The following is a 24,515-nucleotide window of genomic DNA, read 5'->3' as shown; positions in this document are numbered from 1 at the left end:
GCGTACGGGCTCGTACACGGCGCGCTGGCAGGTCTTCGGACTCGTGGACGGGCCACGGGCGTACCCGGGTTCGCCTACTGGCCGTCGCTTCCCAGGCGGACCGGCTGTCGGGCCGGGCAACCCAGTGCGTGATGACGGCTGTCGTTTCCACTCACCGCTGCGGGGCAGTTCCGGACTCCTACCGGATTCCCTCTTGCCTCGACCGCCGGGCGGCGGCCGAACCAGCTGCGATCAACACCATATATAGGGATGGCCCGAAAGTCATACCCCAATATGTCGTGTCGGCGTGTCGGCGTGTCGGCATCCTCACCCTCGGGCGGGCGCGTTCACGCCGGAGCGGCGGCACGGTCGAGGTCACAACGGACACTCCTCGCCCGTCCTTCCTGGCGACGCCACCGTGCCCGGGCCACCGACCCGGTGGAGTCCGGCTCCGGCCGACGAGACACGAAGCCGGCGAGACAGAGAGACGAAGCCGGCGAGACACCAGAGCGACGAGACACGGAGAGACCATGCACATCCTGATAACCGGGGCGACCGGGCGGCTCGGCCGCGCACTCACCCCGGAACTGGCCCGGGCCGGGCACACCGTACGGGCCGCCAGCCGGACTCCGGCGCCGACCGGGGTACCCACTCCGGACCGGCCGGTGCCCGACGGTGGCGCGGTGCACCGGATCCGGCTCGACCTGGCCACCGGGGACGGGCTCCCGGCGGCGGTCGACGGCGTCGACGTCGTCGTGCACGCGGCATCCGCGCCCTATCAGCGCGGCTACACCCGTCAGGTCGACGTGACCGGCACCCGCCGGCTGGTCGAGGCCGCAGACCGGGCCGGGGTACGGCACCTGGTGTACATCTCGATCGTCGGCGTCGACCGGGTGCCCTGGCCGTACTTCCGGATCAAGGTCGAGGCCGAGTCGCTGGTCGCGGCCGGCCCGGTGCCGTGGACGGTGCTCCGGGTCACCCAGTTCCACGAGTTCCTGGCCGAGGCGTTGAGTCGGCTGGCCCGGCTGCCGGTGCTGCCCATCGACCCGGCGATCCCCGCACAACCGGTCGACGTCGCCGATGTCGCCGTGCACCTGCGGTCGCGGGTGACCGCCGCGCCAGCCGGGGCGATCGAGGAGTTCGGCGGACCGGCGGTACTCGACGCCGACACCCTCGCCCGGGAGTGGCTGGCGGCGCGACAGATCCGGCGTCGGCTCGTCCGGCTACCGGTGCCAGGTCGGCTCGGCCGCGCCTTCCGGTCGGGTGGGATGGTCTCCCCGGCCGGGGACCGGGGCCGGATCACCTGGTCGGAGTACCTCGCCGCCTCGCCGGAACAGGAACGCTAGGGTGCCCGACCGGACCGTACGACAGCCGGTGCCGAGCAGGGCCGTGCAGCCGAACACGAGCGCGTACCACCAGACGTCGCCGTGCACTGTGCTCAACTCGCCGTACCGGTTGGCCAGGAAGCCGGTGAAGACCAGCACCGACAGGAGTGAGACCGAGAGTACGGCCCGTGGGTCCGCGACGAGCGCCGCGTACCCGGCCACGACCGCGGCGGGTATCACCAGCCGGGCGGCGACGGCGTCGGGCGGGAACAGCGCGGCGGAGAGCACCGCGGCGAGCACCAGCGCCACGCTGCCCGCCGCGACGCTGATCCCGGTCGGTGTTCCGGCCGGCCGGTCGTCCGGGCCGGTGCGGGTTTCGACGATCATCACACTCCTCGCTGCGCCAGGGCCGGAGGTTCGGGTGCGGTCCGGCTGACGGTTCCGGCCGGACCGGGTACGGCGAGCCGGTACCCCTGTCCCGATCCCGCCGGTTGAATAGCAACGCCGCTACTGGTCGGAGTGGGCCGCCGTTGACGTTTTCGCTACGACGCCGGCCGGTTTCCGCACGCCGGATTGGCGCCACCGGCACCGTCGCGAACGGTCGCCGGGACGGTGGCGCACCCGGGGGCGGCGGCTTACCCGGGGCGATGGGCGTACCCGGGGGCGGTGGCCTGCGGCGGGCCGGGCCGGACCCGGGCGGTGGCCTGCGGCGGGCCGGGCCGGGCCGGACCCGGGCGTATGCGCGGCGTGCGGAAACCGGGCGGGGTCGTATGCGGCGCGTCAACGGCCCTGGCGGTACCTCGTGCCGCGCGCGACGGTCGGTGCCGTGACAACTGACGAAGCCGGGTCGCCGCACGCGATCCACGCCCTGGTCCTCGTCCGGCTGCCCGGCCCCGACCCGGCACCCTTCCGGCGCTTCCTGGCCGCCGAACCGGAGATCGACGCCGCCTGGCACGTCGTCGGCGACATCGACCTGGTGGTCAAGGTCGCCTGCCCGAGCCTGCCCGAACTGGATCGGCTGATCACCGCGATGCGTACCCGGGGTGGGGCGGCGGCCACCGTCACCCACCTGGTGGTCGGCGTGGTCGCCCTCTCCCCCGTGGCCTCGGCGACGACCGGCCCGACGACGACGGACCCCGGGACGACCGACCCGGAGGCAAGCGATCCTGGGAGGGCGACCGACCCCGGGACGACCGATCCGGACGCAAGCAGTCCTGGGACGGCGACCGACCTCGGGCGGACCGATCCGGGGACGCCGGCGGTCGGGGACGACCGGCCCCGGCAGGCACTCCCGCCGACCGAACACGGTTGGCAGCCGTCGCCGAGCCGTACCCGGCAGGCCGGGCGCCGTACCGTCGGGGCGGGGGCGGCCCGATGACCCTGTCGGACATCATCCCGTCGCTGCGTTCCTCACTGCGCGTCCCGTTGACCGAGGTCTGGCCGATGACCGCCGCTTGGGCGGACCACGGTGACCTCCGGGTGGGCGGGGTGTCGATGACCTCGGTGGCGACCGACCATGGCACCCCGAGCTACGTACTCGACGAGGCGGACGTGCGGCAGGCTGCCGGGACTACCTCGCGGCGTTCGGCGAGGGCGGCGTCGCGTACACCGGGAAGGCCCTGCTCAGCCGGGGCGTCGCCCGTTGGCTCGCCGAGGAGGGGCTGCGGCTCTACGTCGGTTCCGCGGGTGAACTGCGCGTCGCGCTGGCCGCCGGGTTCCCCGCCGACCGGATCGTGATGTACGGCAGCGCGAAGACCCCCGAGGACCTCGACGCCGCGTACGCCGGCCGGGTCGGCACGATCGTGGTCGAGTCGCTCGGCGAGATCACCCGGCTCGCCGCGACCGCTCCGCCCGGCCAGCGCGTGCTGCTCCGGGTGCTCGTCGGCCCCGGATCGGCCGACGGTGCGGACTGCCGGTTCGGGCTGCGGATCGACTCCGGCGAGGCGGCCGGGGCGGTGGCCCGGATCGTCGCCCAGCCCCGGCTGCGGCTGGTGGGGGTGGACTGCTCGGTCGGCCATCAGGTCAGCCGGTTCAGCGTCTACGAACGCGAGGTACGTGCCGTGCTGGAGTTCCTCGCCGGTGTGCGTACCCGGTACGGCGTCGTGGCGACCGAGTTCAACCTCGGTGGCGGGCACGCTGTCGCCTACTCCGGCGGTGATCCCGGCCTCGCCCTCGCCGCGTTCGCCAACCGGATCCGGGCGGTACTCCGGCTGGCCGCCGAACGGCACGAGCTGCCCACGCCGGCCCTGACGGTCTCCCCCGGCCGGGCGATCGTGTCCCGGGCCGGGATCACCGTCTACCACGTGGTGTCGGTCAACCGGGGTACGGACGGCCGGCCTCTGGTCGCGGTCGACGGCGGGATGACCGACTGCCCGCCCGGCGCGCTCTGCGGCGGGCGGCACAGTGCGGTGCTGTTCGGGCGTACCACCTGCGCCGCCCCGGTGCGGGCCACGGTGGTCGGCCGGCACAACGACAGCGAGGATGTCGTCGTGCCCGGGTTGACCCTGCCGTCGGACGTCCGGCCGGGCGACCTGCTGGCGGTGGCGGGGTCCGGGGCGTACCACCACTCGCGGGCGTCCAACTATCACCTGGTCGGTCGCCCGCCGCTGCTGGCGGTGCGGGACGGACGGCTGCGCACCCTGGTACGCCGGGAGTCCCCGGCCGACCTGCTGCTGCGCGACGTGGACGAGTCCGGAGCGGACTGACGGCGCGTCGGCAGGCACATCTCGCATAGTGGACAGCCGACCTGCCCTGCTGGCAGCAGCGTTCCGCAGATCGGAATGACGAGCGTGACATTTCACAACTAAATCGGACAGTTCTGTTCCAGTGCGTGGCGGGGAGACAGCGCCGCGCCACCCCTGGTAACGTCGGCGACACTCGCCGTCGAATCATGGATCTCCATGTTTGCGTCCGGCGTCGCCCTCGTACCGGCAGGTGCGCGAACAGGGAGTTGTCACTGCCCAGATGAGCCGCTCAGTTCTTCTCGCGTCACGGGCGCCCGCCGCGCCGGACCCGACGGTGGTCGCGCACGGGTCTGCGGCCACATCCGCTCGTCCTCAGGAGGTGACGGGATGACCAGTTCGGTCGACCTGCGGGGCGGCTACCCTCTGTCGCCGGTCCAGCGTGCCCTCCTGCACCCGGCCTCGGACGAGGCGGATCCGGCCCGCGACCTCCAGCAGGTACGCCTCGTCATCCGTGGCCGGCTGCGGGTCGCCGAGTTCCAGCAGGCCTGGGACCGGGTGATCGCCCGCCACGAGGTGCTGCGCACCGGGTTCGTCCGCAACGACGACGGCGAAACCGTCCAGGTCGTCACCGCGGCGGCGCCGGCCGAATGGCACCTCGACGACCTGCGGACCATCCGGGCCTGCCAGCGCCGACGCGGCCTCGCCGAACTCCTCGCCGCCGACCGGCTCCGGAACTTCGCGCTGGACGTATCACCGCTGTGCCGGTTTGCCCTGCTCCGGGTCTCCGAGACCGAGCACCTGCTGGTCTGGACGACCCACAACCTGGTCGTCGACGGCTGGAGCCTGCCGATCCTGCTCCGCGAGGCGCTGGCCGAATACCGGGCGGGCATCGAGGGCCGGGACGCCGGGCTGCCGACTCCGACGCCGTTCCGCGACCACGTCGCCTGGTCGGCCGTCCGTGACCTCGCCGATGCGGAGGACTTCTGGCGCTCGGAGTTGTCCGACGCGCCGGCGCCCGTCCCGCTGGAAAGTGATCCGCCGGACTGGCGGGGAGAGCCAACGGACGCCTTCGACGAGTACTCGCTCGAACTGACGAGCGAGGACACCTATCTGCTGGACGGGACCCTCGGTCAGCAGCGACTCACCCTGGAGACGGTCGTCCAGGGTTGCTGGGCCCGGCTGCTCTCGGCCCGTACCGGGACAGACGACATCGTCATCGGTTCGACAGTCGCCGGGCGGGCGACCGGTCCGGGCGTGGAGACCCTGGTCGGCCCGCTGGCCAACACGGTGCCGGTTCGGGTACGGATCCGCCCTGACCAACCGGTCGTGGTGTGGTTGCGCGGGTTGCAGGCACGCCAGGCACTGGCCCGCCCGTTCGACCACGTGCCCCTGACACTGGCCCGCTCCTGGGCAGGGGCGCCCGACGGGGTGCCACTGTTCGAGAGCGTGCTCGACTTCGAGACGTACCCGATGGACAACGACCTGTTCACCGGTACGGTCGACGCGTCGGCTCTCTCGGTACGCTTCGACGGCCGGTGGTCGGCGTCGCACCACCCGCTCAACCTGCTCGTCGTGCCGGGTGAGCGGCTCGGACTGCACGCGAGATACGACCTGCGGCACCTCACACCGGAGACGGTCGAGAGCCTGCTCAACGGGCTCGCGTTCCTACTCAGCCTGGTCGCCACGAATCCGGAGCGACAGGTCTCGACGCTCCGCCCGCCGGAGGACGAGCCCTTCGTCGCCGACTGACCGGCCGCCGATACACGGCCGGGCCGCCGTCACACGCTAGTGCTGTGACGCCATTCACCGGGCGGCGCACAGTTCGGCGAGGCGTGCCAGAGTGCTCGCCATCTGGGTCTGCCACCAGGCGCGCCCGCTGTCCACTTCCGCGCGTTTGTCCTCCGGCATGCGCGAACCGTCGAAGATCTCGGTCACAACCGTCGCCCCGGCCCCGTCCGGGAGCAGGTCGAAAATCCACCGGTGGCCCCACCTGGACCCGGGCTCGGTGGCGTCCGGGTGCCCGCGACCGGGCCTCGGCTCCCAGCCGATGCGGCGGTCCAGCTCGTACTCGACGACGTGGTTGTTCATCTCGTAGTCGCCGTGCCGCTCGTGGTACATCCGCATCACGAAGACGTCTCCGACGCCCGAGACCACGGCGCCGGAGACGCCACCGCGCAGCATCCCCGAGCCGTCGAAGTCCGGGTGCCGTCCGGGATCGGCCAGGATCCGGAAGATGTCCCCCGCCGGAGCCCTGATGCACCGGGACACCATCACGGGCTCGCCTCTCGTACTCGTCATCCCCGCTCCGTAAACCGCAGAACATGAACCCTGACTCGGGCCGGGACGCTACACCGAGGGTGCGACAACGCCTGGGAGGAGTGACCCGTGAACCCGGTGAACCTTCCTGGTCACAGCACTAAGGCGTGTTTCGTAAGTCAGGCCGGCTGTGTCGAGGTCACGGCGTGGCGGTGATCGACAACTGAAGAGGTCTCCGGTATCTGGTTCTGCGACCAAGCAAGAACTTCATACCGGAGACCTCGTGCCCAGCGTAGCGGTGACGAGGCGGCACGACCTGACCGACAGGCAGTGGGCTGTCCTGGCTCCGCTGCTGCCTGCCGCGCCGAGAACGGGTCGTCCGCCGAAGTGGGAGAAACGACAGCTCATCGACGCCATCCGGTGGCGGATCCGGATCGGCGCCCCATGGCGCGATGTCCCGGCCGAGTACGCGCCCTGGCCCACCGTCTACGGCCTGTTCCGCCGCTGGCAGCGTGACGGCACCTGGGACAAGATCCTGACCGCGTTACAAGCCGCCAGCGACGCGGCCGGCCGGATCGGCTGGACGGTGAGCATCGACTCGATGACCAGCCGCGCCCACCAACACGCCGCCGGCGCCCGCACCAACGGCCACCTGCAGAAAGAGTCGCCCGGCGGCGTGCACGACGAACCAGCCGACCACGCACTGGGCCGATCACGCGGCGGGCTGACCACCAAGACCCACCTGGCCTGCGAGCAGGGACAGAAGGTCCTGGCGATGATCGTGACCGCCGGGCACCGCGGCGACAGTCCGCAGTTCATCCCCGTCCTGCGCCGTATCCGCGTGACCCGCCTCGGGCTGGGCCGACCCCGTACCCGTCCTGACCTGGTCCTGGCCGACAAGGCCTACACCAGCCGCGGCAACCGCGCTCATCTGCGTAAGCGGGGGATCAAGGCCTGTATCCCCAGCAAGGCCGACCAGGACGCCCACCGCAAGGCCAAAGGCTCCAAGGGCGGGCGGCCACCCGCGTTCGACAAGGACCTCTACCGGCTCCGCCACGCCGTCGAGAACGGCATCAACCGACTCAAACGCCACCGCGGCGTCGCCACCCGATACGACAAGCTCGCAGTCCGCTTCCAAGCCGTCCTGACCATCACCATCATCACCGAGTGGCTCTGACCGACTTACGAAACACGCCTTAGCCGCCGTTACGTGCCCGGGCCGCCTTCGCAGGTGATCCGGCGTCGAACGGCGGCTGGGGGTCGTACTCGATGGCGAGCTGGATGGCCTCGGCGGTGGCCCGGTCGGTGAGCCGCGCGGCAAGGGTAAGTGCCATGTCGATTCCGGCGGAGACCCCGGCCCCGGTGAGCAGTTTGCCGTCGTCGACGACCCGCTGTGCCGAATAGGTCGCGCCGAAGGCGGCCAGCCGCTCCGCTCTGCGCCAGTGCGTGGTGGCGGTACGGCCGCGCAGCAGACCGGCGGCGCCGAGCAGCAGCGAACCGGTGCAGACCGACGTCGTCCACCGGGTGCCCTCGTGTATCCGCCGGATCCAGTCCAGCAGTGCTCCGCCGGCCAGGTGCGCGTCGACGCCGGGACCGCCGGGCACCACTAATACGTCGCAGGAGTCGATGTCGTGAAGCGCGGCGTCGGCGGTCAGGGCCAGGCTGCCGACGTTGTTCCGGATTGGCCCGGTGCTGGTCGCCGCGAACACCACCTCGGCCCCGGGCAGCAACTTGAGTACGTCGTACGGCCCAACGGCATCGAGTGCGGTAAACCCCTCGAAGAGCGGGATGACGATACGCATGGCAGGCCCTCTCAGCCGAAGTTCAGCCGAAGTGTTGGCGATACTGGCCGGGGGTGACCCCGACCACGCGTCGGAAGCGGCGGTGCATCGTCTCGACGGTGCCGAATCCGCAGCTCCGGGCGATCGCTCCGAGCGGGGCGTCGGTGGTTTCCAGCAGGCGCCGGGCGGCCTCGACCCGGGCCGCCTCGACTGCCTGCCGTCGAGCAACCCGGCCTCGGCCAGCAGGAAGGCCACACTGCACACCCCGGCCACCCGGCGGGCTCGTCCGGCGACGGCGCGCAGCCAGTCGATCAACCGTCGGTCGGCGCACGCCTCGCCCCGGCCGGCGCCACCGACCACCACGAGCGTGTCGATCGGCCCGACGCACTCGTCGATGCCGAGATTCGGCGTCACGGTGAGGCCGCCGCTGGCGGTGACCGGCCCGGGCAGCGGTGCGACGGTCTCCAGCCGGTAGCCCGGCCCGAGCCGTTCGGCCTGTGCGAACACCTCGTGCGGGCCGGTCAGGTCGAGCACCTGGAACCTCGGGAAGATCAGGAAAACGATGTGGCGGTGGTCCACGCGTCCATCGTTTCGCCGGGCGGGTTGTGGCAGCAATGACGAGGTAGTGACGATTTCGGCCATCACCGGTTCGACCGCGCCCGCTCGGGCGCGGTGATGGTCGGCGGGCCCCGCCGTCGGTCGGCGCCCGTGCCAGGCCGGGCGTACGACGGTCGTGTCTGTGGTCAGTCAGGGCTCAGCCCGAGAGCGGTGAGCCCACCGGTCAGGTCGGCGGCGGTGGCCAGATGGCGCCGTGTCCCCTGCTCACGCACTCCGATCCGACAGTCGGCGCCGCTGAACCGGACGGTCACCCAGTGGCCGGCATGGTGCGCGCCGAGCCGGCGCAGCATCGGTTCCGGGTCGGCGATCGGGTCCGACATCGGCGCCTGCGGCGCGGCGATCGGTTGCGCGGGGTCGTCCGGCACCGCCTCGGCCAGCACACTGCCCAGATAGTCGAGGGCGTAGGCGATTGCCCCGGCCAGCGTCGACCGGCCCGTCGGCTCGACCTCCGGCGCCGTCGGGGCGGCGACGGTGATCTCGACGTACCAGCAGACACCCTGCACACGCAGCGGGTCGTCGGCGTTGTGCCGGTTGTCGCGTACCGAGACGTCGACCGCCAGGTCGAGGCCGTGGGCGAGCCTGATCAGGTGTGCCAACGGCGGCACCTCGGGTGAGGCGGCCAGCACGATCAGCCGGCCGCCGGGTCTGCCCCGGCCGGCCTGGGCGAGGTGCTGGGTCAGCGGCTCGACGCCGGTCCCGTGCAGCGTGACGTACCCCTCGCGGAGATCCTGGTCGACCGTCCAGCCGCCGTCGGCCTCGGTGAGGTCCTCCGGACGTACCCCGAAGATGCTGGCGTGGGTGGCCAGCCGGAAGCGCTCGGGGAGCTGGACCACCGGCTTGCCGCCGGGCTGGGTCGCGACCAGCGTGCCGGGCCCGGCGTCGCCGGCCCGCCAGTTGAGGTGTACGACCTGGTGGTCCAGGTCGGTAAGGGTGACGACCAGCCCCTGGAAAATCCGGTGACTGTCCAGACAGGTGTGGCAGGTGAACATCCCGGCGCGCAGGCCGGTGCCGGCGCAACTGTCGCAGTCGGGATCGGCTGCGGGGGCACCGACGGTGCAGAAGCAGGGCCGCAGCCCGTTGCCGGGGTCGCAGGCCGGGCACGGGGTGTGCGGGATCGCGTCGCCGAGCCAGCCGGGGTCGGGTGGTTCCCAGCCCCGCCGCAGCACCTCAATGCGGCGGCACATCAACTGGCCGGTCGCCCGCTCGACGAGCCGGTCGGTCCGGTCGGCGACCCGCAGGCTGGTGTACCACCAGTGCCCGTCCCGCCAGATTGCGCAGGCGCCGGGGAGCGGATCTCCGGTACGCAGATCGGTGCACTCGGCGATCACCCGACGTTCCACCTGGTCGAGGTCCCGGGTCGGCCGCGCCGGGCCGAGAGGCGATTCGACCGACGGGACGAGATAGCGGGCCGGTGCGGCCAAGCCGCGCGCCGTGATGCCGGAGATCGCGGACAACGGGGTGGCGGTGCCGAGCGCCTCGGTCAGGCTGTACGCCGTGCCGCGCCGGGTCGCCGGCACCGCCGCCCCGGGTACGTCGAAGCGGATGTCCCAGAGCAGATCGTCGTGGCGGAGCCGGCGTGCCTCCAGCACCAGGTCGAGGCAGAGTCGGTCGGCGAGCGCGCAGAGCTGGCCGAGCCGCTGCTCCGGGGCGACCGGCGGCGGGGCGATGCTGCGGCCGAGGAACACCCGCCAGCTCTCGCCGGGGTGGCCCGCGATGGCCCGAGTCTCCAGCGCCAGCCGCTGGTCGTCGGGCAGCTCGGGGCACCACTCGCGGGGCAGCCAGACGGCCGACCCGTCGCCCGACTGCCCGTTGCAGTCCGACCGGGTGGCCGCGCCGACGGATTCGGCCAGTTGGTCGACCAGCGGTGTCAGCGGCAAATGCCAACCGCCGCCGGGCGCCGGCCGGGGCGGCACCGTGCCCGGGACGACGCTGGCCGAGGCGACCTCGCCGGTGTCGACGTTGGCCACCGTCAGCACGAGCTGCGCCCGCCGCTCGCCGCGCTGTCCGCAGCGATGGCAGGCGGTCGCGACCCGACCGACGCCCCGACACACCCGGCATTCCTGGTACGGCTCACGGGGCGCCGGCTCGTCGGTGACCAGGATCCGGTTGCCGTATCCGACGCAGAGGCATGCGCCAACCGTGAATGTCAGCCCGTCACAGCTCGGGCAGGTGACTACCATGGCCCGGCCGGTCACCGGGCCGCCCACCGCTGTCCGGTCTGGCGCGAGTCGTCGGTTCGCCGATCGTGATCAGGGCGGTGGCGGCGGGCGGAGAGAATACGACAGAGATTTGCGCGCACGACAGCATCATCCTTTCGCCGAAATTGTTGATCAGCGCGGCGACCCGGTCGAGAACTGTTTGGACGGTCGCTCTCGAAGGCCATCTTGTAGTGTGTGGCGGGTGGGTGGCAACAAATTCTCAGGAGAAATCGCCAAGCCCTGTTGACTTATTTTCGGTCAACGGATAGACGTTTTATCGGAGGCGGCAGGATGTTGCAAAATCGAACGCGGGGAGTGATCAAATGACCGAGGACATGGGTTCGACCGTGCCGCGCCGCCAGCTCGGCCGAACGCTCAAGCAGCTCCGCACCGAGGCCGGGGTGACCCTCGACGCGGCCGCCGACGCCCTGGAGTGCAGCCGACAGAAGGTCTGGCGGATCGAGAGTGGACTCGGCGTCGTCCGCTCACTCGACGTCAAAGCGATGTGCGCGCTCTACGACGTCAAGCCGGAACTGGTCACCGCCCTCGTTGGACTGGCCAGCCAGACGAAGGCCAAGGGCTGGTGGCACGCGTACGGCGACGCCATCCCCGAGTGGTTCGAGCTGTACGTCGGCCTCGAAGCAGTCGCCTCGCACCAGCGGCGATACGACGAAGCACTGATACCCGGACTACTACAGACCAGAGGCTACGCGTTGGCGGTCTACCAACATCGCTTGACGATGAGCGAGGAGGAACGAGACCGACTGGTCGAGATCCGGCTACAACGCCAGTCCCTCCTGACGAGACGCCTGCCACCCGCACCCAAGCTGGAGGTGATCATCCACGAGGGAGCGTTGCTGCGGACAGTGGGCAGCCGCGAGACGATGGCCGCGCAGCTCCGCCACCTGCTGGCGGTAGGCGCTCTACCCAATGTCTATATCCGGGTGTTACCGCTGGCTACTGGCCTGCACTACGGCGCGGTTGCCGGCACGTTCGTCATACTCAACTTCCCGCCAGGCAACCGGAACACCCCCGAGCCACCCATCGTGTACTGCGAGTCACTGACCGGAGCGCTCTATCTCGACCGGCCAAGCGAACTGGCTGCCTACGAAACTGTCTGGGCTGGGCTGACCGCGCTCGCCTTGGATGAGGGACAATCGAAGCACATGATCGGCAAGATTGCTGCGGAGGTCCACCATGGCTGACCTGACCGGCGCCCAGTGGCGCAAGAGCACTCGCAGCGGCGACAACGGTGGCGACTGCGTAGAGGTGGCCGACAACCTGGCCAATGTCGTCGGCGTACGCGACAGCAAAGACCAGGCCGGGCCGGTCCTCGCCTTCTCGCCGTACGCCTGGTCTGCCTTCGTCTCTGGAGTCAAGACCGCCAGCATCGCTCGCTGACCGACCGTCCATCGGATGCCCCTGGCCTCGGCCGGGGCATCCGCTCTTTCCTCAAATGCGCAGCGCGACGCCCGCCCGCTTCGAACTTCGCTCTCTCCAGGTGATCGTGCTGTTCCTGGATCGCGCGTGCCGGGCTGGCTTAGCAGCCGATCGCACCGCTACCGCCGCGAGCTGATCAGAGGCCCGGGCCTCTATCTAATGCGGCTCGATCGAGCGGGCGCGTAGCGGCTCCACGTGACCGCCTGCGTTGTGCGAGCGGGCGGCGGTCTGGTCTGTGGAAGTCAAGCGCGTCGGCCACCACCGGTGCCGGGGCCCGCACCGCAACGCGGAGACCGATGCCTCCTTGCTGGCCGCGCAGAGCACCGCCTGGGCGGCTGGCATCGGTACCGCCGCAGCGTCGCATACGAGGTGGTCCGACGCTGATTCCCAGACGCTCGCCCTCGACCTCGACCGAGAAGACAGCCGGTACGGATCCAGAATGCCGGGATGCGGCACCGACGACGATGGCGAGGTGCGGTAGGTCGTACCGGGAGTGAGCCCGGCGACCTGGTCGGGGCGGGTCACCGTCCCGCCTCCAGACCGAGCGTGGACTTCCAGACGGAAGCGGGCGGTGACCGACTGGACCGCTACAGCTAGTGCGACATCCTGCCGAGCATGTCGAGGACCGCTCCGGCCTCGTTGACGTTGCCGATCAGGATGCCCAGGAACATCCACCCCCACGAGCGAGGGATAGAGAACTGGAAGCGGACCAGGTCGCGGTCCGGCTCGAGCGAGTTCTTCTCGGTCACGCGGCTGCTCCGCTCTGCGTGCGCGGCTGTTCGGTCTTCGCCTTCATGACGGAGCGGATGCGGTACTCGTAGTACTTGGTGAAGCCCAGCGGCGTCAGTGGGGCCGCCTTGCGCTTTTCCTTCCTCTCGGCCAGTTTGAGCTCCATGATTTTCTTCAGACCCCGCTCGGCGGTGTCCGGGGACCACCCGTACCAGTTCGGGATGTGCTCGGGCAGCATCATCGCCCAACGTCCACGCTCGGCACACAAGGCCAGCAGCATGGCCAAGCCCGGCAGCTCGACCTGCTCGTCGTAACCCTTGATCCAGAATGTAGTCGGGATCCGGAGATACGGGTCCCTGTTACCGTCCTTGCCCGGACGGGTGTATGCAACTCCGGAGCCATCCTCGCGTAGGAGCTTCACCCCGATCCTTCGGCTCTTTGGGACCCGGGTGGCCTCGATTAGCTTCATGTCGGCCAGCAGCTTGAGCGTGCGCCACGCCGCAGTCCGCGCCGAAGCGGTCGTCGCGTCCTCGTGAGCGTCGAACAACCGAGCCCACACCATGCTGTCGAACTCGGTGTACCAGCCGCGCTCGTCCTCGAAGGAACTGGCGGCCAGCACGATCAAGTACGCGCGCAGGGCTCGCAGCCGGCCAGCCTTCACGAAGGCTGCCAGTACACTGGAACGCGTCTCGTTCTTATCGCTGAGCTGCACAAAGTCACGGCGGAGCGGGACATTGGAGCGCTTCGCGCGCTTCAGGAGCGCGGCCCGGGCCTGCCTGCCCGTGGCCGCCTCCGCAGACTTGCCGGATGGCACCGGCGCAAGTGGTCGATTCACGATGAAAAGTTAGCCACACGAACGGCCGCACTTCCAAACAGGACCCCGGTCCCGTTCACAGACGCACCAGCGGGTGCAGTGATACATCCATATGACAATCTCCTAGGTGACGATACCCAAACATGACAAGCCCCTTGACGAGAACCAAGTAGCGGGAATGCAGAACGGCGCCAGGCGTGCGGCCCGATCAGCGGGGCGCGTTAACCACCTCGGCGCGGAGCCGCGACCGCTTCATCTGCCAGACGGTCAAACCGCCCGAAAGGGCTGAATCGGACGAAGTTGGGCTCTGATTCCTTGGCATGGTTTCCACCGTAGGCTTACGCCGGCGTTGCCGATCGCGATCCATTTCCGTGAACCGCGCGTGCGGTGTCGCGCCGTTCGTCCGTCGCAGTCACTACGCACCCGGTGAAACCGTACGACCTGCCGGAGATGTGCCGGGCGTTCGGGTTTGCCGACGGCGACGCCGAGGAGGCGCACGCCAGCAAGCGCGGGTACGTACGTGCGCTGCCGGATTCTGGACTTCACCGAGGACCAACTGGTTGAGCCCGGCAACCGGATTGCTGAGCAGCACTACCTGCCGGATCTGTGGGACTGGTGGAGGTTATCGGCGCACTCTGTCGGCATCGGGGCCCCGACGAGTCGACCGCACACCCGATAGGTCGTGCAGGCCATCCTCGTCCTCGAGCCGATCTCAACTCCACGACGGTGAACACCGATGGGTCTGGCTCGCCCTGCACCGGGCGGCGAACCCGGACCCGGTCGCCGCGGTCACGGACACGGTCGGCGCCGCCCGCTATGCCGCCGGCCCGCACGCGGCGAACTTGCTCGCCGACGCCCGGGCCCGGATCACCGATGCCGCCGCCCAGTGACGACCCGTCCCCGGTGTTGCGCCGCTACGCCCGTTGAGGCGGTGCGACTCGCGGGACCGGCGCTGGCGGGTCTGCCGATGGGACACACCGCCGGCAGACCCGTCAGATCGCTTCCGGCCCGAGTCGTCCAACACCCTGAGCTGATCGGCACCGTTCGGACCGCGGGCTCCTCTCGGACCGGACGGGACGCGCGGCGCTCCGGTCAGCGACCCAGGCGCTGGTACTGGCGTACCGCCAGGGGCAGGAAGATCGCCGTGATCACCGCAGGCCAGAGTACGGCGGCGGTGAGGGAATGCTCCTCGATCCAGTAGCCGCTGGCCACGGCGGGAGACTCGAAGAGTTCCCGGATCGCGCCGGCGGTGGCGGAGACCGGGTTCCAGGCAGCGACCGCGCCGAGCCAGCCGGGCATCAGGTCCGGTGGGGCGAAGACCGAGGAGACCATGCCGAACGGGAAGGCGAGTGCGAACAGGTTCCCGGCCGCCTCGGTGTTCTTCAGCATCAGCCCGAGTTGGATGCCGACGAAGATGAGTGCGGTACGCAGCCACAGCAGCAGCGCGAAGGCGGTGATCGTCGCGGCGAGGCTGCCCCCGGGACGCCAGCCCAGCACCAGCGCGATGACCACCAGGATGGCCAGGTCCACCGCGGCGTGGATGACGTCGGCCAGGCCGCGTCCGGTGACCACAGCGGACGAGGCCATCGGCATGGAACGGAACCGGTCGATGAACCCCCGTTCCTTGATCAGGGTGACCGCGAACGCGGTGTTCATGAAGCCGAAGGACATGGTCATGGCGAAGAGACCGGGCATGGCGTACTCGAGGTAGCCGGCACCGGCGCCCTGCCCGGAGACGTCCATGGCGCTGCCGAAGACGTAGACGAACATCAGCACCATGACGATCGGAAAGCCGAGCTGCCAGGCGAAGTTGGAGGGCTGCCGGATGAGGTGCACCAGCTCCTGGAGCAGGATGGTCCAGCAGTCGACGACCGCCCACCTGACCCTGCTGCCGAGCGTGTCGGTGTCTTCCGGGGCGAATGGGATCGTCGTCATCGGCTGGCCTCCAGTTGGGCGGTCGGGCGGTTCTCGTGCGTCTCGGCACCCCGGCGTTCCTCGGTCAGCTGCAGAAAGGCCTCGTCTAGGGTGGGGCGCCGCAGCCCCAGGTCGGCCACGGCGATGCCGCGCTGGCGCAGTTCGGCGGCGACCTCGGTCAGGGCCGCCACGCCGTTGTCCACCGGTACGCTGACCGCCAGCACCGCTTCGTCCACTGTGGCCGTACGCCCGGCGGCGGCGACTGTCGTCACGAGCGTCTGGATCGTCGGCAGGTCGGCCGGCTCGGCGGCGACGACCTCGAGCCGTTCGTTGCCGATCCGGCGCTTCAACCCGTTCGGGGTGTCCTCGACGAGGTTCCGGCCGTGGTCGATGACGCCGATCCGGTCGCAGAGCCGGTCGGCCTCGTCGAGGTAGTGGGTGGTGAGCACGACAGTGGTACCCCGCGAGGCCAGCTCTCCGATCGCCTGCCACACCTCACGTCGTCCTGCCGGGTCGAGCCCGGTGGTGGGCTCGTCGAGGAAGAGCACGTCGGGCGCGAGGATCATGCTGGACGCGAGGTCGAGTCGACGGCGCATCCCACCGGAGAACTTCTTCGGGGTCCGGTCCGCCGCGTCGGAGAGCCCGAACTGGTCCAGCAACTCCTGGGCACGTTGCCGGGCGGCAGTGGTGCCGATGTGGAACAGCCGGCCGAACATCACCAGGTTCTGCCGGGCGGTGATGTTGTCGTCGACCGCCGTGTTCTGCCCGGTCAGGCCGATGCGGCGGCGCACCAGGCGGGGCTGGGTCCGTACGTCGTAGCCGGCGACCTCGGCTCGACCGCCGTCCGGGCGGAGCAGCGTGCAGAGGATGCGCACGGCGGTGGTCTTGCCGGCGCCGTTCGGGCCGAGCAGGCCGTAGACCATGCCGCGCGGCACGGCGAGATTCAACCCCGCCAGCGCATGTGTGTCGCGATATCGCTTCTGTAGGCCCTCGGTTACGACGACGTGGCCGGAAGTGGGCACAGGAAAACCCCCTAGACTGGGTACGGTGTACGAAGATTAGCGTACGCCGTACCCAGAACACAACCGACTTGTAGGATTACCGCACCATGACGAGCGAGCTCAGCCCCACGGAGCAGTTGCGGCGCAGCATCGACCTGCTCTGGGGCAGCGCCGAGCGCCCCGCCCGCGGTCCCAAACCGACCCTCACCCTCGACCGGATCGTCGACGCGGCGATCGCCGTCGCCGACCGGGACGGCACAGAGGCGATCTCCATGCGCCGGGTGGCCGGCGAGCTCGGGGTCGGCACGATGACGCTCTACCGGTACGTCCCCGGCAAGGCCGAACTCCTCGCGCTGATGCTGGACCGGGTCAGCGGTGCGGGCGAGGAGGCGGTTCGGGCCGCGGACAGGGGCTGGCGGGAACTGCTCACGGCGGTGGCCCGCGACTCCTACCGGCTGTACCTGGCGCACCCGTGGCTGCTCCAGGTCAACTGGACCCGCCCGGTGATGGGCCCGAACAGTCTCGCCGGGGCCGAGATCGTCGTCGCCGCGCTGACCGGCCTCGGCCTGACCAGCCAGGAGCGGATCGCCGTGTTGATCACCCTCGACGGGTTCGTCACCGGCTACGCCCGGCGCCAGATCCTCTACGACTCGGCGGCCGAGGAGAGCGGGGTCAGCGACGAGGATTTCTGGAACCAGCACTATCCGGTGCTCGAGCGCGCCATGCTGTCGGGCAACTACCCGGCGATGGCCTCGCTCGCCGAGGACGCGTTCGACGCCCGCTGGGACGAGAACTTCGAGTTCGGGCTGCGCTGCCTGCTCGACGGCTTCGCCACGCTGTTCGCCGCCCGTGGCTCGACCCCGCCGGACGGTACGACCCGGTCCGGCCCGCCCACCGACTGCCCCTGACGCCCGGGGTCCCGTCGACCGGTCGCGCCGGACGGCTTGTTCATGCCGGCCGCCCCCGGTGCGCGCCTCGCCGCTCCTGATGAGAGGGTTCGGTAATGGCAGACTTGCGGGGGCTGGTCGGTGAGATGGCGTCGGCGCTGGCCGGCAGCGACGTCACGGTCCTACAGGGGTGTTACCGGCCAGGTGGCGGCAGCTCGTTGGCCACCTTCGACGACGCCGGGCAGTCGGCTTTCGCGGACACCGGGTTCACCATGCACGACCTGCTCCGCCGGGTGGACGAGGCGGTGCGCCCGGACGGCGAGGACCGCCCGCTCGTCGTCGAACTCGCCCGCGACGGGGCCGGCCGCGCCGAACTGCGGTACACCTTCGACCTACCCACGGTGGCACCGGTGCGGCTGGTGCTCGACGCCGACTACCGCCGCCCCAACCACCCGGCCGCACCGATGCCGGCACCGCCCGGGGTCGCGGTCACCGACCGGCCCACCGACCCCGAGGTGCTCGGCACGGTCCGGGCACTCGTCGCGGAGATCGTCGACGGGTACGCCCGGAAGACGGGGCGCACGCCCGAGCTCGGCGCCGGGCACTCGGAGGAGGAGATCCACGCCGCCGAAACCGCCATGGGCCTGCGGCTGCCGGAGGACCTCCGGGCCCTGTACCGCACGGTGTCCGGCGGTGACGAGTACGGCCTGCTCAAAGCAGGGTCGCTGTTGCCGTTGCGCGCCGTGGTGGCGGGATACCTGGAGGGTGAGCGCGGAGCCGCCCTGGATGACGGGGATCTGTTCGAGGTCTTCCCGGTGGTCTACCAGGCCCACCCGCCCGGCCGGGTGCGCAGAGTGTCTCGCAACGACTGGTGGGTGGAGGTCGGCACCGACTGGGGCGGCAACTACCTGATGGTCGACCTCGATCCGGCGCCGGAGGGCACCTCTGGACAGATCCTCAAGTACGGCAGGGACTTCTACGGGCCGGTGGGTTACGTCGCCGAGTCCGTGACGGCGGCGCTGCACGACTGCCTCAGGACGTTGCGCAACGACGGGGCCGGACAGTCCAGCACCGGGCATCCGCCGTACAGCCACTCGAAACGGGTGCGGGAGCGGCGGCTCGCCGACATCGTCGCGGGGATCGACGTCCAGGAGCTGTACCTCAACGAGGCGGCCGCTCTCGACCTGGCGGACCTCGCGCCGCTGCGCCAGTTGCGCAACCTGTCGATCAACCGCGCGACGGCGGTCACGGCGGCACTCCCGCCCGCCGTACCGCTCGAGTGGCTGTCGATCGACACCGCCGAGGTCGACCTTGCGCCGCTGGCCGGGCATCCGACGCTGTGGGGGCTCAGGCTCGCCTCCCGCTCCCCGCTCTCCATCGCGCCGCTGGCCGACCTGCCGGCGCTCGCCCACCTCGACCTGTCCGGGGCAGACGTGACCGACCTGCACCGGGTCACCGGGTTCGCCGGCCTCCGGGTGTTGGAACTCAGCCTGGCCCAGTGGCGGGAGCTGCGCGACAACGGTCCGTTGCCGACCGGGCTGGCTGCCGCCGCGTTGAACGGGTTCGCCCGGCTGGCGGAGGCCGACGAGTGGGCCGGCTGGCTGCGCGGAGCGACCGGGGCACGATAGGTCCAGGCCGCACCCAGGGGCCGCGCAGCTGCCGCCGTAGGAATCAGCCGACGGTGACCGGGTGCCGCACGACGGCGCCGAACAGATAGCCCTGGGTGTTGTGTGGCACGGTGTCGGGCTGGGTCGCCCCGGTGACGTCGGTGGCCCGGGCCCGCAGCGCGTACGCCCCGGTGCCCGGCGGCGTCCAGGAGATCTGCCACCGCTGCCAGCCCCGGTCGATCGTGGAGCCGACCAGGCGGGCGGGACGCCACGACGCCCCGTCGTCGGTACTCACCACCACGTGTCGGACCGCTCCGTTCGCCGACCAGGATCGGCCGGAGAGCAGGTGCCGACGCCCGGCCGCGAGTGGGGCGTCCCAGGGCAGCTCGAAGGCGCTCTTGACCACCTGCGGGCCGAGCAGGGTGCCGTCCTCGGGATGGTCCGGTCCGAAGAGGCGATAGAACTGCGTGTTCCACGGGGAGAAGAGCGGTACGTCGGAAACCTCGATCTGGCCGACCCACTTGATCGACGAGATGCCGATCCAGGACGGCACGATCAGCCGGACCGGAGCACCGTGATCCGGCGGCAGCGGTTCACCGTTCATCTCGTACGCCAGCAGCACGTCGCGCAGTGCCTTGGCCACCGGCAGGGGGCGGCGCACCGGCCCCAGGTTCACTCCCCCGCTGACGAAGTCGGCGTCCAGCCCCTGCGGCATGATGTCGACCGCTGCCGGGGTCAGCCCGGCCCGGCGCAGCACGGTCGCCAGCGGCACGCCCCGCCAGCGGGCCACCCCGACCGCGCCGAGCTTCCAGGCCGTACCGGAGACCTGCTGGCCCTGCTGGCTGGTGAAGAGGCTGCGTCCGTTGCCGGCACACTCAAGGAAGGCGGTCAGGGTGCGGGCCGGCAGGGCCCGCAACTGCCGGTAGCTGAACTCGACGGGGTTGTCCGCGCCGGGCCTCCCGGCCAGCCCGGTGCCGAACAACCGCAGCCGCCAGGTTTCCGGGTCGATCAGCGGGGTCCGGGTGTGGTTGCGGACGAAGAACCTGTCGATCGGTACGAGATAGCCCTGGCCGCGCAGCGCTTCCCAGCGCGTCTCGGCGTTGGTGCCGTGCACCTGGAACAGCTCGGGTGGCAGCGGCTTCAGGATCGGGCCGGTGGGTGGTGGGGTGCCGGTCGCGGCGGATGCCGGAGCAGCCGTGGCAGCGGTGGCCTGCGGCAGCATCGCCGCGAGGCCCGCCCCCGCCGTCATCCGGATCAGGTCGCGGCGCGACAGCCCGGCACTCCGGGCCTGCCCCCGCAGCCACTGGCCGAGCCGCAGCCGGTCGTAGGCGCTCTCGTTGGTCAACTCGTCGCGGTCCATCTCGGCTCTCCTCGGAGGACAGGCAGCAACCCGCAGCGGAAACCCTACTCATCCTATGGGATTAATAGGGAACATGGCCATACCCCTGACGCGACGCCGTCACGCGCTGGCTCCCGGGCTGGCCGCACCCACAGCGGCGCCGCCGAAGGGCCATCAGCTGACGGCGGTGGCCGTCGGCAGGTTCGGCCCACTGTCGAGCACGACGGTGCCGGCGTCGATCCCGGGGGCGATCCGGACCCGCACCGGGTCGCCGGGCCGAAGGCCGAGGGCGAGGAACTCGTTGCGGGTCAGGGTGGCGGCGACGACCTGGTCGGCGGCGGCGATCTCGACCCGGATCTCGAAACCGACCCGGATGATCCGGGTCACCCGACCGGCGGCGGCGCCCGGTTCGGCGCCGTCGGCCGGCAGGATCTGTACGTCGTGCGGGCGCACCAGCCGATCACCGAGTTGGGTGACCGGGCCGAGGAACCGCATCACGAAGTCGTTGGCCGGCCGGTCGTAGAGTTCGTCAGGCGACCCGATCTGCTCGATCCGGCCATCGTTGATCACGACGATCTCGTCTGCCACCTCCAACGCCTCCTCCTGGTCGTGCGTGACGAAGACGGTGGTGACGTGCACCTCGTCGTGCAGCCGGCGCAGCCAGTCCCGAAGCTCCTTGCGGACCTTCGCGTCGAGCGCACCGAACGGCTCGTCGAGCAGCAGCACGGTGGGCTGCACGGCCAGGGCCCGAGCCAGAGCCATCCGTTGCCGCTGACCGCCGGACAACTGGGACGGCAGCCGGTCGGCGAACTGTTCGAGGTGGACGAGCGCGAGCAGGTCGTCGACCCGGCTGCGGATCTCCGGTTTCGGGCGTCGGCGGATCTCCAGCCCGAAGGCCACGTTGCGGCGTACCGACAGGTGTTTGAACGCCGCGTAGTGCTGGAACACGAACCCGACGTTGCGCTGCTGCGGCGGCAGGTTCGTGGCGTCCAGACCCTCGATCTCCACCCGACCGCTGTCGGCCCGCTCCAGGCCGGCGATGATCCGCAACAGGGTCGACTTCCCGCCCCCGGACGGGCCGAGCAGTGCGGTGAGCTGGCCGGACGGGATGCTCACGGAGACGTCGTCGAGCGCGACGAACTCTCCGAACCGCTTGCTGACGTTCGCGATCTCGATGCTCAACGTGATTCCTTAGGACGGATGACGGAGACGACGACGATGGCTGCCACCGCGACCAGGGTGAGCAGCAGCGCGGTGGCGTAGGCGCCCCCCTTGTCGAAGTTCAGGTACTTCTCCTCGACCACCAGGGTCGCGGTGCGGGTCTGCCCGAGGACGTTGCCGGAGACGACCTTGACCGCGCCGAACTCCCCGAGTGACCGGGCCAGGCTGAGTACGACGCCGTAGACGACACCCCACTTGATGGTCGGCAGGGTGATCCGGCGGAAGGTCTGGATCGCGTTCGCGCCGAGGCTGCGCGCCGCCTGCTCCTGCTCGTCGCCGACCTCCTGGAGCACCGGCACCACCTCTCTGATCACCAGCGGCAGGGCGACGAAGACGGTGGCCAGCACGATGCCGGGGGTGGCGAAGATGACCTGGAAGCCGAGGCTTTCGAGGGTGGGGCCGAACCATCCGCCACGACCGCCGTAGACCAGCACCAGGGCGAGGCCCACCACGATCGGCGAGACCGACAGCGGGATGTCGAGCAGGGCGTTCAGCAGTCGCTTGCCGGGAAACTCGTAGCGGACCAGCAGCAGCGAGATCCCGACCCCGAAGACCGTATTGATCACCACCGCGCTGATCGCGACGACGATGGTGAGGCGGAGCGCGTGCACGACGTCGGGATCGGCGAGGACGGCGCGCAGATCCACCGGCCCGTTGGCGAACGCGTTCCGGCCGACCAGCGCGACCGGCCAGGCCACCAGCAGCACGAGGTAGCCCAGCACAACCAGGCGCAGCAGGTAGCGGACCGGCCCGGGGCGCCGGCGGGTGGTCGTACGCTCAGCCACGGCGGACCACCCGTCGTTGGATGAGATCCACGGTGACGATGACCACGAACGAGATCACCAGTAGCACGGCGGCAACCGCGGCGGCGCCCTCCAGATTGTCGTTCTCGATGCTGCTGAGGATCCGTACCGAGGTCACCTCGGTGCGCATCGGCAGATTGCCGGAGAGCAGCACCAGGGAGCCGTACTCGCTGACGCCCCGGGCGAACGACAGCGCCGCGCCGGCCGCGATCGCCGGGGTCAGACTGGGCAGGATCACCCGGCGGAAGACGGTGAGCCGACTCGCGCCGAGGGAGGCCGCCGCCTCCTCTGCCTCGCGGTCGAGTTCGGCCAGCACCGGCTGCACCGTCCGTACGACGAAGGGCAGTGTGACGAAAAGGAAGGCGAGGAAGACGGCTACCCGGGTGTTGGCGACGTTCACCCCCAACGGGCTTTCCGGCCCGTAGAGCGACAGCAGCACCAGACCGGCGACGATCGTCGGCAGGGCGAACGGGATGTCGATCAGCACCTCCAAGGCCCGCTTGCCGAAGAACGGCTCGTCGCGCACCAGTACCCAGGCGATCGCCGTACCCATGACGACGTTGACCAGGGTGACCAGGAAGGCAGTGCCGACCGTCAGCCGGATCGCCGCCACCGTCTGCTGGTTGGTGACCGCCGCCCAGAAGCCGGCCCACCCGCCTTCGGCGGCGGTGACCACCACGGCGGTGAGCGGTATGAGCACGAGCAGGCTGAACCAGAGCATCGCCACACCGAGGCCGAGACCGGAGGTGCGGGTGAGCCGCCGGCCGCCCCGGGACGGCCGGCGTCCCCACGCCGGCCGCTCCGAGGCAAGGGTGGCCGAGGTCATCGCGCCTTCCCGGAGGCGGCAATGATCTTGACGATGATGCCGTCCTTCTCGTCGAAGAACTTCTTCGACAGGGCCGACCAGCTCTCGAAGTCCTTCTCGACCGTGAGCAGCTTCTGCGGGGCCGGGAACGGGTTGGCGGGATCGAGGGCGCCCTGGACACCGCTGGTGTCGATGCCCTCGATGATCGGCCGGAAGCCCTTGAGCGCGAACTGACGCTGCCCGCCGGAGCTGAGCACGAAGTCCAGGAAGGACCGGGCCTTGGGGTCGGCGTTCTTGAGGATCGCGCCCGGGTTCTCGATCAGGATCGTGGTCGACGGGAGCACCCAGTCGAGTTTCTCGCCACTCTGGGTGGCCAGGATGGTCTCGTTCTCGTAGGCGAGCAGGACGTCACCGGTACCACCGAGGAAGGCGGTGGTGGCGTCCCGGCCGCTGTTCGGCAGCGAGACCACGTTCCCGAAGAGCTTGCGCAGGTACTCCTCCGCCTCCACCTGGGTGCCGCCGTTCGCCGAGATGTGCCCCCAGGCGGCGAGGGCGTTCCACCGGGCCGCACCCGACGAGGCGGGGTTGGGCGTGACGATCGAGACGCCCGGCTTGACGAGGTCGTCCCAGCCCTGGATGTTCTTCGGGTTGCCCTCCCGGACGGCGAGCACCACTACGGACGACGAGACGATCCCCTTGTTGGGGCCGCTGTTCCAGTTCTCGTCGACGAGTCCCGCGTCCACCAGCCGGGTGACGTCGCTGGTGACCGAGAAGTGCACGTAGTCCGCCTTGAGGCCGGACACGACCGCGCGGCTCTGGTCGCCGGAGGCGCCGTAGGAGGTCTGGAACCGTACGCCCTTGCCGTCGTCGGTCTTGTTCCACTCGGCGATGATCGCCTTGTTCGCGGCCTCCGGCACCGCGTAGCCGACGATCGACAGCGTCGTGGTGTCACCCGCCGCCCCGCCTCCGCCGCAGGCGGACAGGGCCAGGCCGGCAATGAGCGTGAGAGCGACCGCCACTCTGGTCCGGTTCATCGATCTCCCCTATTTCCTATTAACTTGATCGGCATTATCGGGTTTACGCTAGGACCGCGGGCGTCGCGGCGTCAATGGCC

At 70.4% G+C, this 24,515-nt stretch carries 21 protein-coding genes, 3 pseudogenes and 1 riboswitch; of the genes and pseudogenes, 10 read left to right on the top strand and 14 right to left on the bottom strand.

Translation table 11 applies throughout. The features are described 5' to 3' along the window. Positions 1 to 9 precede the first annotated feature (9 nt). A riboswitch (cobalamin riboswitch) is annotated at positions 10 to 241 on the bottom strand. A 268-nt stretch (positions 242 to 509) separates the two neighbouring features. The 5 genes and pseudogenes from CLT71_RS02580 (at position 510) to CLT71_RS02565 (ending at position 5,737) form a co-directional block, all read left to right on the top strand. Continuing rightward, a complete protein-coding gene (locus CLT71_RS02580) occupies positions 510 to 1,325 on the top strand; it encodes an NAD(P)H-binding protein (protein ID WP_101365673.1) in 816 nt (271 codons plus the stop codon). A gap of 805 nt (positions 1,326 to 2,130) precedes the next feature. Further along, positions 2,131 to 2,682: an Lrp/AsnC ligand binding domain-containing protein gene (locus tag CLT71_RS02575; protein WP_158242158.1), complete on the top strand. Its 552-nt coding sequence runs from the start codon at positions 2,131 to 2,133 to the stop codon at positions 2,680 to 2,682. 196 nt (positions 2,683 to 2,878) lie between these two features. Then, positions 2,879 to 3,571: pseudogene (locus tag CLT71_RS37750) on the top strand (diaminopimelate decarboxylase family protein); the annotation flags it as partial. 6 nt (positions 3,572 to 3,577) lie between these two features. Beyond that, a complete protein-coding gene (locus tag CLT71_RS37745; RefSeq protein ID WP_486483644.1) occupies positions 3,578 to 4,009 on the top strand; it encodes a hypothetical protein in 432 nt (143 codons plus the stop codon). Positions 4,010 to 4,375: 366 nt separating this feature from the next. After that, complete coding sequence (locus CLT71_RS02565; RefSeq protein WP_158242157.1) at positions 4,376 to 5,737, top strand: condensation domain-containing protein; 1,362 nt, start codon at positions 4,376 to 4,378, stop codon at positions 5,735 to 5,737. A gap of 54 nt (positions 5,738 to 5,791) precedes the next feature. Here the strand turns inward: CLT71_RS02565 and CLT71_RS02560 are convergent, their stop codons facing one another. Next, a complete protein-coding gene (locus CLT71_RS02560) occupies positions 5,792 to 6,286 on the bottom strand; it encodes an SRPBCC family protein (protein WP_143743342.1) in 495 nt (164 codons plus the stop codon). A gap of 256 nt (positions 6,287 to 6,542) precedes the next feature. Between CLT71_RS02560 and CLT71_RS02555 the strand changes: the two genes are divergently transcribed. After that, complete coding sequence (locus CLT71_RS02555) at positions 6,543 to 7,421, top strand: IS5 family transposase (RefSeq protein ID WP_486483643.1); 879 nt, start codon at positions 6,543 to 6,545, stop codon at positions 7,419 to 7,421. A 19-nt stretch (positions 7,422 to 7,440) separates the two neighbouring features. Here the strand turns inward: CLT71_RS02555 and CLT71_RS02550 are convergent. From CLT71_RS02550 to CLT71_RS02540, 4 genes and pseudogenes are all read right to left on the bottom strand, one after another. Further along, positions 7,441 to 8,034 (bottom strand): annotated as a pseudogene (locus CLT71_RS02550) (DJ-1/PfpI family protein); the annotation flags it as partial. A 34-nt stretch (positions 8,035 to 8,068) separates the two neighbouring features. Further along, on the bottom strand, positions 8,069 to 8,287 hold the full coding sequence (locus CLT71_RS37335; protein WP_199187485.1) for a helix-turn-helix domain-containing protein: 219 nt from the start codon (positions 8,285 to 8,287) through the stop codon (positions 8,069 to 8,071). Further along, positions 8,248 to 8,667: pseudogene (locus CLT71_RS37740) on the bottom strand (DJ-1/PfpI family protein); the annotation flags it as partial. The pseudogene CLT71_RS37740 and the gene CLT71_RS37335, both read right to left, overlap by 40 nt. Before the next feature lie 101 nt (positions 8,668 to 8,768). Further along, positions 8,769 to 10,838, bottom strand: a complete 2,070-nt coding sequence (locus CLT71_RS02540) for a hypothetical protein (RefSeq protein ID WP_143743341.1) — start codon at positions 10,836 to 10,838, stop codon at positions 8,769 to 8,771. A gap of 326 nt (positions 10,839 to 11,164) precedes the next feature. Between CLT71_RS02540 and CLT71_RS02535 the strand changes: the two genes are divergently transcribed. Then, complete coding sequence (locus tag CLT71_RS02535; protein ID WP_101365666.1) at positions 11,165 to 12,046, top strand: Scr1 family TA system antitoxin-like transcriptional regulator; 882 nt, start codon at positions 11,165 to 11,167, stop codon at positions 12,044 to 12,046. Further along, positions 12,039 to 12,242, top strand: coding sequence for a DUF397 domain-containing protein (locus CLT71_RS02530; protein WP_101365665.1), 204 nt, complete (start codon positions 12,039 to 12,041; stop codon positions 12,240 to 12,242). The genes CLT71_RS02535 and CLT71_RS02530 overlap by 8 nt, the downstream gene beginning before the upstream one ends. Positions 12,243 to 12,874: 632 nt before the next feature. Here CLT71_RS02530 and CLT71_RS36885 read toward each other — a convergent pair. From CLT71_RS36885 to CLT71_RS02510, 4 genes are all read right to left on the bottom strand, one after another. Next, complete coding sequence (locus CLT71_RS36885) at positions 12,875 to 13,030, bottom strand: hypothetical protein (protein ID WP_158242155.1); 156 nt, start codon at positions 13,028 to 13,030, stop codon at positions 12,875 to 12,877. Next, positions 13,027 to 13,845: a hypothetical protein gene (locus CLT71_RS02520; protein ID WP_486483002.1), complete on the bottom strand. Its 819-nt coding sequence runs from the start codon at positions 13,843 to 13,845 to the stop codon at positions 13,027 to 13,029. Before CLT71_RS02520 ends, CLT71_RS36885 begins: the two co-directional genes overlap by 4 nt. Before the next feature lie 1,071 nt (positions 13,846 to 14,916). Next, a complete protein-coding gene (locus tag CLT71_RS02515) occupies positions 14,917 to 15,759 on the bottom strand; it encodes an ABC transporter permease (protein WP_101365662.1) in 843 nt (280 codons plus the stop codon). After that, on the bottom strand, positions 15,756 to 16,760 hold the full coding sequence (locus CLT71_RS02510; RefSeq protein ID WP_101365661.1) for an ATP-binding cassette domain-containing protein: 1,005 nt from the start codon (positions 16,758 to 16,760) through the stop codon (positions 15,756 to 15,758). The genes CLT71_RS02515 and CLT71_RS02510 overlap by 4 nt, the downstream gene beginning before the upstream one ends. Before the next feature lie 86 nt (positions 16,761 to 16,846). Here CLT71_RS02510 and CLT71_RS02505 point away from each other — a divergent pair, with 86 nt between their 5' ends. Continuing rightward, complete coding sequence (locus CLT71_RS02505; RefSeq protein ID WP_101365660.1) at positions 16,847 to 17,647, top strand: TetR/AcrR family transcriptional regulator C-terminal domain-containing protein; 801 nt, start codon at positions 16,847 to 16,849, stop codon at positions 17,645 to 17,647. 95 nt (positions 17,648 to 17,742) lie between these two features. Then, entirely contained in the window at positions 17,743 to 19,254 is a 1,512-nt protein-coding gene (locus CLT71_RS02500; protein ID WP_101365659.1) for an SMI1/KNR4 family protein, read from the top strand. 43 nt (positions 19,255 to 19,297) lie between these two features. On the opposite strand, the gene CLT71_RS02495 is transcribed toward CLT71_RS02500, so the two are convergent. The 5 genes from CLT71_RS02495 to CLT71_RS02475 all read right to left on the bottom strand — a co-directional run bounded on the left by CLT71_RS02495 (position 19,298) and on the right by CLT71_RS02475 (position 24,435). Further along, a complete protein-coding gene (locus CLT71_RS02495) occupies positions 19,298 to 20,593 on the bottom strand; it encodes a sulfite oxidase (RefSeq protein ID WP_101365658.1) in 1,296 nt (431 codons plus the stop codon). Between the two features lie 153 nt (positions 20,594 to 20,746). Beyond that, the gene (locus CLT71_RS02490) at positions 20,747 to 21,754 is read right to left on the bottom strand and encodes a sulfate ABC transporter ATP-binding protein (RefSeq protein ID WP_101365657.1); all 1,008 of its coding nucleotides are present in this window, start codon (positions 21,752 to 21,754) and stop codon (positions 20,747 to 20,749) included. Beyond that, on the bottom strand, positions 21,751 to 22,578 hold the full coding sequence (locus CLT71_RS02485) for a sulfate ABC transporter permease subunit (RefSeq protein ID WP_101365656.1): 828 nt from the start codon (positions 22,576 to 22,578) through the stop codon (positions 21,751 to 21,753). The genes CLT71_RS02490 and CLT71_RS02485 overlap by 4 nt, the downstream gene beginning before the upstream one ends. Further along, positions 22,571 to 23,422 (bottom strand): sulfate ABC transporter permease subunit CysT, encoded by an 852-nt coding sequence (gene cysT / locus CLT71_RS02480; protein ID WP_101365655.1) that lies wholly within the window; start codon positions 23,420 to 23,422, stop codon positions 22,571 to 22,573. Before cysT ends, CLT71_RS02485 begins: the two co-directional genes overlap by 8 nt. Beyond that, positions 23,419 to 24,435: a sulfate ABC transporter substrate-binding protein gene (locus CLT71_RS02475; protein ID WP_101365654.1), complete on the bottom strand. Its 1,017-nt coding sequence runs from the start codon at positions 24,433 to 24,435 to the stop codon at positions 23,419 to 23,421. The genes cysT and CLT71_RS02475 overlap by 4 nt, the downstream gene beginning before the upstream one ends. Positions 24,436 to 24,515: the final 80 nt, after the last annotated feature.

It is taken from the genome of Plantactinospora sp. CNZ320 (assembly GCF_002846275.1).
The sequence above is the reverse complement of the archived record's forward strand: the minus strand, read 5'-3'. Positions and strand labels throughout refer to the sequence as shown.